Genomic DNA, 7,630 nt, shown 5'->3' with positions numbered 1-7,630 from the left:
CTGCTGCCTCCCGTAGGAGTTGGGTCCGTATCTCAGTACCCATGTGGGGGCCAATCCTCTCAGAACCCCTACTGATCATCGCCTTGGTGAGCCGTTACCCCACCAACTAACTAATCAGACGCAAGCCCCTCTCCAACCCATGAATGTTTACCTTAAAAACCAGGTGATTCCTAAGGACAGTGCGGGTTTACCCCAGCTGTCGCCGGGCTATCCCCCAGTTGGAGGCAGGTTGCTTACGCGTTACGCACCCGTTTGCCACTATCCCCGAAAGGACCGTTCGACTTGCATGTATTAGGCGTGCCGCTAGCGTTCATCCTGAGCCAGGATCAAACTCTCCATCGTAAATATTATGTGTCACTACTCAAAGTGACGATGTTGTTCAACCGGTGAGTGACCTCACCAGGTCGAGTCATTTCTGTGCTGCCCGTTTGTCAAAGAACTTCTCGCCTGACCCGTTGGTCGAAGCGTGGCTGAGATCAGTTAGTTACCTCTCTCGATGTTTGGGAGGGCAAAGGTACAAGCTTTTCTCCCGTTTGTCAAGTTAAATTGAAAATATTTTTTTCACCTTGACTTTCAATCACTTACAGTTAACTCATTCTTTATCAGCGTGTTAGCTGTGGTGGTTGCCCGATTTCTTTCGATTTGGGACTGCAAAGGTAGGGGCCTGAAACGGCTTTGTCAAGGGATGGTTTGAAAATAGTTGGGGGGCTGGGCGGTCCTCAGCAGGTAAGCCCCCCACTCTCAGTTAGTTAAGACCCGAAAATATTTTATACTTTTTTTAGCAGGTGGCTCTTCTTCCCTTTCGATACCAACAAATAGCGTTCCTGAAGCCACTCAAGGTCAATTGGTGCGGCTGGATCAGCTACTTTAGTTTTATTTATGCTTACTGCATTTTGTGTAATCGCCCGACGAGCCTCGCCTTTGGACGCGTACACTTCACCACGACTGGCAACTGATAAAAGGTCTGTTATGTCTTTACTTTCGGCTAATTCTTTCGCTGAAACTTCCGTTTGAGGAACACCTTCAAATATTACATCGAATTCATCAACCTGGATAGAACGTAACGTTTCAAGTGTAGCCTTCCCAAAGAGAACTTCTGATGCTTTTACAGCAAGGTCGTAGCCTGCTTGAGAATGGACACGAATTGTTACGTCTCTAGCAATTGCTTTTTGCAGAATCCTCAAGTGTGGTGCTTCATTATGCTGGTGTTCCAGTTCTTCTATTTCTTGGCGCGACAAAAGCGTAAATACTCGAATTAGGCGTGGGCAGTCTGCGTCAGCCATATTCAACCAAAATTGATAGAATTGATATGGAGACGTCATGGATGGGTCTAGCCAGACGTTGCCTCCTGCCGATTTCCCAAATTTTGTACCATCTGATTTAGTAATCAGTGGGGTTGTTAAGGCAAAAGCTTGATACTCCTCACGCAGATCCGTCTGGCCGCCCTCTTTACGTCTGATCAACTCGGTTCCTGTTGTAATGTTGCCCCATTGATCCGACCCGCCCATTTGCAGCCGAACGCCTTTGTTTTTGTAAAGCCAATAGAAATCGTATCCCTGAAGCAACTGATAGGAGAACTCCATAAATGATAAGCCCGTTTCCAGTCGCTTTTTCACGGAATCCTTAGCCACCATATAATTAACTGTGATATGCTGACCTGCTTCCCGTAAAAACTCCAGGAATGTTATCCCTTTAAACCAATCATAATTGTTAACCATTTCGGCGGCATTGGCACCGGATTCAAAATCAAGGAAGCGCGTCAATTGTGCCCGAATTCCCTCCTGGTTCCGACGTAGCGTTTCTTCAGATAAATAATCTCGTTCGGTCGATCGGCCTGATGGGTCTCCTATCATTCCTGTGGCTCCTCCAACCAAGGCAAATGGTTTATGGCCGGCTCGCTGAAGATGCACCAGCAACATGATTGTAGCCAGATTTCCAATATGTAGTGACGCAGCTGTTGGATCGAACCCAATGTATCCTGCCGTCATTTCTTTCTGTAGCTGTTCTTCGGTACCTGGCGTCATGTCGTTCAACATGCCCCGCCAGCGGAGTTCTTCAATAAAGTTCATTTTTTAAAAGATAATAGGGGAAGAAAGTACGAAAAGGGAAGGGTAAGCTATTATTCCCTTCTTCACGCTTATTCTGTTCCTCTTTTTGCAAAATTAGTGGTTTACGGCAAAAGCAAGGAAGAGTCACCGTAACTCAGAAATCGGTAATCATTTTTCAAGGCTTCGTTATATACCTGCCTCCAGTTATTGCCAATTAAAGCGGCAATAAGTAGAATCAGCGTTGAGCCGGGCTGATGGAAGTTAGTAATGATACCTTTACACAGTTTAAAAGGATAGCCAGGTGTTATGTAAATACCGGTACGTGCTACAATCGATTCCTGTTTCGTCTTATCAAAATACTGAACTAGGGCATCTAATGAACCTTTAGCTGATGGTTGTTGATCAACTGACAGCTCATAAGCGTAATGCTGATTAAGCAGAAACGGATTAGGTTCGTTACGTAACAGTTTCACTCCCATCCAGTACAGACTTTCCAGAGCACGCATGGATGTTGTTCCAACGGGAATTATAGAATCAAGATTATTGAGCAGATTTTTTACATTTTCCCGTGTATAAACGACCTGCTCTGTATGCATATGATGCTTGCGAACATCATTCGTTTTAATGGGCTGAAAAGTACCTGCCCCAACATGAAGAGTCAGGTAATCGTGTTTAACACCCCGTTCGGCAAGTTCATTAAAGACTTTGGGGGTGAAATGTAAGCCCGCTGTAGGCGCGGCAACTGCGCCTTCCTCTTTAGAATACACAGTTTGATACGTAGTACGATCGGCTTTCGTTACGTTACGTTTTAGGTATGGAGGCAACGGAATTTCACCTGCATACTGAATAAGTTGAGCGAATGTTAACGTAGCAGGCTGCCAGTTGAGCCGTACCGTCGATTGATCATAGTCGTACCACGTAGCCGAGATCTCAATTCCGTGCGGCAACACTAAAGTAAGTGCTTCATCTCGTTTCCAGCGTTTGCGGTTGCCAATCATGCCTTGCCAGATGGCTGAACCCGTCGTTTCCATAGCCTGGCTAATTGGCAAATCATTAGGAAAAGGGTGCAGCAGAAATACTTCAATGACCGCGCCAGTCGGCTTTGTAAAATACAATCGTGCCGGAATAACTTTTGTATTGTTAAAGACAAGAAAGCTCGTTTGAGGCAGCAGATTAGCCAGACTGGAAAAGTTTTCATGACTGATCTGCCCGTTACGATAAACCAGCAATTTTGACGCATCGCGCTGAGCCAGAGGGAAACGGGCAATACGTTCGTCGGGCAAATCGTACTGGAACTGACTCAGCAACAGTTCATTTGTTTGAGTCATCATCACCAGGTTTCATAAACAAACGTATCGGTAATGAAACAAGCACACTTATCAGAATAACCGTAACTACTGGCAATAGCCATGCATAATCATAAGGTTGCATGCTACGATCGGAGCGATTCAGCAGCGATAATACAAACAAACCCAGTGCCAGGACTGTATTAATAGCAGCCGTGAGCGAATAAAACCAATTAGTAAACACTTCGTCCAGTTGTGAGCGATGTGCGGCCCATACCTCCTGGTTAGGTACCGGAATCTGAGCGGTTGGCACACGGCGAAAGAGTTTGATCATTAGGTTGTTGAGGGTATTATTGATAATAAAAATAGCCACAGCAACGTAAAAAATTGTTTCGCGATTTACCGTTTGAATAGCTTGTTTAAGATCATCGAATCGAACGGCTACCTCTTCGGGATACGAAATGTAACTGGCAAATAAGGATAATAGAAATCCGAGGATGGATAAAATACGCCAAGTTCGGACAAAAAAAGTACCTGCTTTCATAGAGTAGTTCACAGTCGTCGGTGAGCTGGTAATTAGTTTCTTTTTCTTTAGACTAATCACTACTGGCTGACGACTTTACAAATCAGGGCGCAAAGGTACGGCGCTGACGGGGAAATCCCTTAGCTTATTCAATTGTTGAAGAATTTGGTTTAGCGATTATGAAAATTTACACGAAAACGGGCGATAAAGGCCAGACAGCATTAATTGGTGGGCGCCGAGTGAGCAAAGCTGATTTACGGATTGATACCTACGGTACCGTAGATGAGTTAAACGCCTGGATTGGTTTACTACGTGACCAGCCCGGTGCAATTCAGCAGAAAGACTTGTTGATAGAAATTCAGGATCGGTTATTTACGATTGGTACTGAGCTGGCAACTGATCCTGAAAAGGAAATAAAACGAGCCTTGCCCGCCATTGTACCTGAAGATGTTACGAGACTGGAACAAACAATAGACGCCATTGACACTGAACTGCCTCCGTTACGTGCGTTTGTCCTGCCTGGTGGTCATGATTCCGTATCTTACTGCCATCTGGCACGTACTGTTTGCCGACGTGCTGAACGGCTCGTAACAGCACTTAGCAGTCAGTCAACTGTTGATGAATTGGTCCTTCAATACCTCAACCGATTGTCGGATTATTTATTTGTACTGGGCCGAAAGATGGTACAGGATTTGCACATTGAAGAAATCGTTTGGAAGCCGCGAATATGACCGTTTTAAAAAAAGTTGTCTTGACAACTAAATTTGATCAATCTTATTTTTAGCTTTGTCGCAGCCTACTTATTTACAGGCAAATACCATTAATCACAAGCTGTTATGACGACGGACGTCTTGCAAATTGAATTGCGGAAAGCGGAACGCTCCCGCCTTCAAGAGGTAGATTTCAACCATCTGCCTTTCGGAAAACATTTCTCGGATCACATGTTCGTGGCCGATTTCGTAGATGGTCAATGGCAGAATCAAGCGATCGTGCCATTTGACAACTTTACCCTAAGCCCTGCTCTGTCGTCACTACACTATGGTCAGTCAATTTTTGAAGGCTTGAAAGCGTATAAAAACGAAGCTGGAGAGGTACTGCTGTTCCGTCCTTACGCCAATTTCGAGCGTATGAACGAATCAGCCCGGCGCATGTGTATGGCTACGTTACCCGAGGAGGTATTTATGGGTGGTCTGGAAGCTCTGCTACGTGTTGACGCGGATTGGGTGCCCGATACGCCGAACAGTTCATTATACATCCGACCCTTTATGTTTGCTACCGATACGTATCTGGGTGTAGCCCCTTCGAAAACGTACCGGTTCTGCATTTTCACAGGTCCGGTTGGCGCCTATTATAGTAATCCTCCCAAGCTGAAGGTAGAGACCGAATACATTCGGTCGGCTCCGGGTGGCGTTGGTTATGCCAAATGCGCTGGTAATTATGCTGGCTCTATGTACCCGACATTACTGGCGCAACAACAAGGCTACGATCAGTTGATCTGGACAGATGCCCGTGAGCACAAATACATTGAGGAATCGGGAACGATGAACATCATGTTCATGATTGATGGAAAGCTGGTAACGCCTGCTACGTCGGATTCAATTTTGAAAGGCGTTACGCGCGATTCCATTTTACAGATTGCCCGCAGTTGGGGTATTACGGTTGAAGAACGGCTCGTCTCGATTGAAGAAGTTATTTCCGGCATCGAAACCGGCCGACTGACGGAAGCTTTTGGAGCCGGTACAGCCGTGGGCTCCTCTCCGTATTCTCTGATTGGCTATAATGGCAAGGATTATATGCTTCCTGAATTTGCTCCGGAAGAATCGTTTGCCGTGCGCGTTCGTGATTATCTCTCTGAGTTACGTACCGGCAAAACCACTGATGAGTTTGGCTGGATGCATGCTATCTAGTACGTACTGACTATACGCCAAAAACATAAACGCTCCGACTCAACAGCCGGAGCGTTTATGCTATAGATCATTCCCCTATTTTGCAGAGGCTGTTGTTACTCCACCAGTCTGAGCGATCTTAACTTTCAAACCGAAATCTTTTCCTTTCGATACGTCTGTCAACGTAACGCTTTTCCCGTCTTTACCTGTCCAGATCATTGTCTTATCAGCAGGCTTCGGTGTCCCGAAACGAGCGGTAAAATACGGCTCCAGCTCCTTTTGATAATCAGCAACAGATTGCCCGCTGTTCAGAAATAAATCTACTTCGATAGCTGACACTTTCTGATTTGATTGATAGTAAAGCATGTCGGCAGTTTCCAGATTCTGAAACTCTATCGTATAGCCAATGTGTTTTTCATCACTTTCAAAAGGTTTGCCTTTTTCAATCGTTTTCACTTTAGCGATATCATCGCCAAGATTAATACCGCGCCAATCACTATCGTTTGTTAAACTGAGTTCGGCAAGGCGGCCCGTAATCGCTACGTTCGTGGAGGCAACTGAAGAATTTATGGTTTGAGTCGAATCAGCCGATTGATTCTGAGCCGTTTTATCACCACCGCATCCGTAAAAAAAGAAGGTTAAACCAAGCGTAACAACAGCAAGTAAATTTGTATTCATAGAGAGCGAGTTCTTTTAACAAAGGTAGTGGATACCCCAACGTAACAGATAAGATCCTACAAACTAAAAATGAGTACATCTTTACAAATTATAACTTTATGCAGTAAGTTTTATATTTATTCAATTTAAATAAGCGATTTATGAACTGAAAAGCGTAGTATAGACTAGTAATTATATTCAACGCTTATATTGACCAACTAGAATTATGTTTTCTTCCCTATTCGGAGCTGACCCAATTTCCTTTGACAACGTACATGACATTGAGAAAAGCATACCCAACATCATACTCTGGGCCGTCCCGGTTATGCTGTTCTTCACAATTATCGAAATGGGTATCGCTTACTATCAGGAGAGAGAGTTTTATGAGAAGCAGGAAACGATCGGTTCTATTCTGGTCGGCCTGGGAAATCTCGTGGTTTCGGCGACTCTGAAGTTAGGCTTACTGTATTTGTTTATCTGGATTTATAATCTGATTCCGTGGCGGATGGAATTACAGTGGTGGACGCTGATTCCGTGCTACATTATTTTGGACTTTTTCAGCTACTGGGCACACCGGGTTTCGCACGAACAACGCTTCTGGTGGGCAACCCACGTAGTGCATCACTCCGGCGAGTTTTATAACCTGACGGTTTCGTACCGGTTGAGCTGGATTCAGCACCTCAAAATTGTGTTCTTCCTGCCCGTTGCTTTCATGGGTTTTCACCCTATTGTTTTCTTCGTTACAAATCAGATGGCTGTCTTGTTCCAGTTCTGGGTACACACGGAATACATCCGCCGGATGCCCGCCTGGGTTGAGTACATTTTCGCTACACCATCCAATCACCGCGTACACCACGGTTCGCAGGAACAGTACATTGATAAGAATTTCGGCGCTACGTTCATTTTCTGGGATCGCATGTTTGGTACCTATGAGCCGGAAGACGAGCCGGTTATCTATGGTATTACCACCAATATTCCGAATAAGGCGAATCCGTTCTTTATCAATTTCCATGAACTGACCGATATGGCCAGAGATGTAAAACAGGCTAAAGGATTCCGTAAAAAGCTATTTTATATCTTCGGCAGCCCCGTAAAAATTGCTGAGGAGAAAAAGCGCCGGGAGGAGATTCAGCAAATGGCCGAGAGTGAAGTTTCAGTCTAGTTATACGTCATTTATTACCAAACGGTGCTCAGGAAGAGAAGTGTAATCACTCTTCCTGAGCACCGTTT

General features: G+C 45.0%; 7 protein-coding genes and 1 rRNA gene. 3 read left to right on the top strand and 5 right to left on the bottom strand.

The genetic code is table 11. The features are described 5' to 3' along the window. The 4 genes from ACOJS8_RS00495 to ACOJS8_RS00480 form a co-directional block, all read right to left on the bottom strand. A 16S ribosomal RNA gene (locus ACOJS8_RS00495) occupies positions 1-342 on the bottom strand; the annotation flags it as partial. Positions 343-767: 425 nt separating this feature from the next. Continuing rightward, the gene (tyrS, locus tag ACOJS8_RS00490) at positions 768-2,069 is read right to left on the bottom strand and encodes a tyrosine--tRNA ligase (RefSeq protein WP_420146569.1); all 1,302 of its coding nucleotides are present in this window, start codon (positions 2,067-2,069) and stop codon (positions 768-770) included. A gap of 101 nt (positions 2,070-2,170) precedes the next feature. Continuing rightward, complete coding sequence (locus tag ACOJS8_RS00485) at positions 2,171-3,376, bottom strand: S-adenosylmethionine:tRNA ribosyltransferase-isomerase (protein ID WP_420146570.1); 1,206 nt, start codon at positions 3,374-3,376, stop codon at positions 2,171-2,173. Continuing rightward, positions 3,360-3,878, bottom strand: coding sequence for a hypothetical protein (locus ACOJS8_RS00480; protein WP_420146568.1), 519 nt, complete (start codon positions 3,876-3,878; stop codon positions 3,360-3,362). Before ACOJS8_RS00480 ends, ACOJS8_RS00485 begins: the two co-directional genes overlap by 17 nt. A 158-nt stretch (positions 3,879-4,036) precedes the next feature. On the opposite strand from ACOJS8_RS00480, the gene ACOJS8_RS00475 reads away from it, so the two are divergent. After that, positions 4,037-4,588, top strand: a complete 552-nt coding sequence (locus ACOJS8_RS00475; protein WP_420146567.1) for a cob(I)yrinic acid a,c-diamide adenosyltransferase — start codon at positions 4,037-4,039, stop codon at positions 4,586-4,588. A gap of 105 nt (positions 4,589-4,693) precedes the next feature. Further along, the gene (locus tag ACOJS8_RS00470) at positions 4,694-5,764 is read left to right on the top strand and encodes a branched-chain amino acid aminotransferase (protein ID WP_420146566.1); all 1,071 of its coding nucleotides are present in this window, start codon (positions 4,694-4,696) and stop codon (positions 5,762-5,764) included. 75 nt (positions 5,765-5,839) lie between these two features. Here the strand turns inward: ACOJS8_RS00470 and ACOJS8_RS00465 are convergent, their stop codons facing one another. After that, entirely contained in the window at positions 5,840-6,421 is a 582-nt protein-coding gene (locus ACOJS8_RS00465; protein ID WP_420146565.1) for a hypothetical protein, read from the bottom strand. A gap of 205 nt (positions 6,422-6,626) precedes the next feature. Between ACOJS8_RS00465 and ACOJS8_RS00460 the strand changes: the two genes are divergently transcribed. Continuing rightward, a complete protein-coding gene (locus tag ACOJS8_RS00460; RefSeq protein ID WP_420146564.1) occupies positions 6,627-7,562 on the top strand; it encodes a sterol desaturase family protein in 936 nt (311 codons plus the stop codon). Positions 7,563-7,630: the final 68 nt, after the last annotated feature.

The sequence above is a fragment of the Spirosoma sp. genome, from assembly GCF_048594605.1.
Lineage (GTDB): Bacteria > Bacteroidota > Bacteroidia > Cytophagales > Spirosomataceae > Spirosoma.
This window is presented reverse-complemented; position numbering and strand designations above follow the sequence as displayed.

Coding starts and splice junctions, on each gene's coding strand:
- ACOJS8_RS00465 (WP_420146565.1), bottom strand. CDS start 6,421: ATGAATACAAATTTACTTGCTGTTGTTACGCTTGGTTTAACCTTCTTT.
- ACOJS8_RS00460 (WP_420146564.1), top strand. CDS start 6,627: ATGTTTTCTTCCCTATTCGGAGCTGACCCAATTTCCTTTGACAACGTA.
- ACOJS8_RS00480 (WP_420146568.1), bottom strand. CDS start 3,878: ATGAAAGCAGGTACTTTTTTTGTCCGAACTTGGCGTATTTTATCCATC.
- ACOJS8_RS00470 (WP_420146566.1), top strand. CDS start 4,694: ATGACGACGGACGTCTTGCAAATTGAATTGCGGAAAGCGGAACGCTCC.
- ACOJS8_RS00485 (WP_420146570.1), bottom strand. CDS start 3,376: ATGACTCAAACAAATGAACTGTTGCTGAGTCAGTTCCAGTACGATTTG.
- ACOJS8_RS00475 (WP_420146567.1), top strand. CDS start 4,037: ATGAAAATTTACACGAAAACGGGCGATAAAGGCCAGACAGCATTAATT.
- tyrS (WP_420146569.1), bottom strand. CDS start 2,069: ATGAACTTTATTGAAGAACTCCGCTGGCGGGGCATGTTGAACGACATG.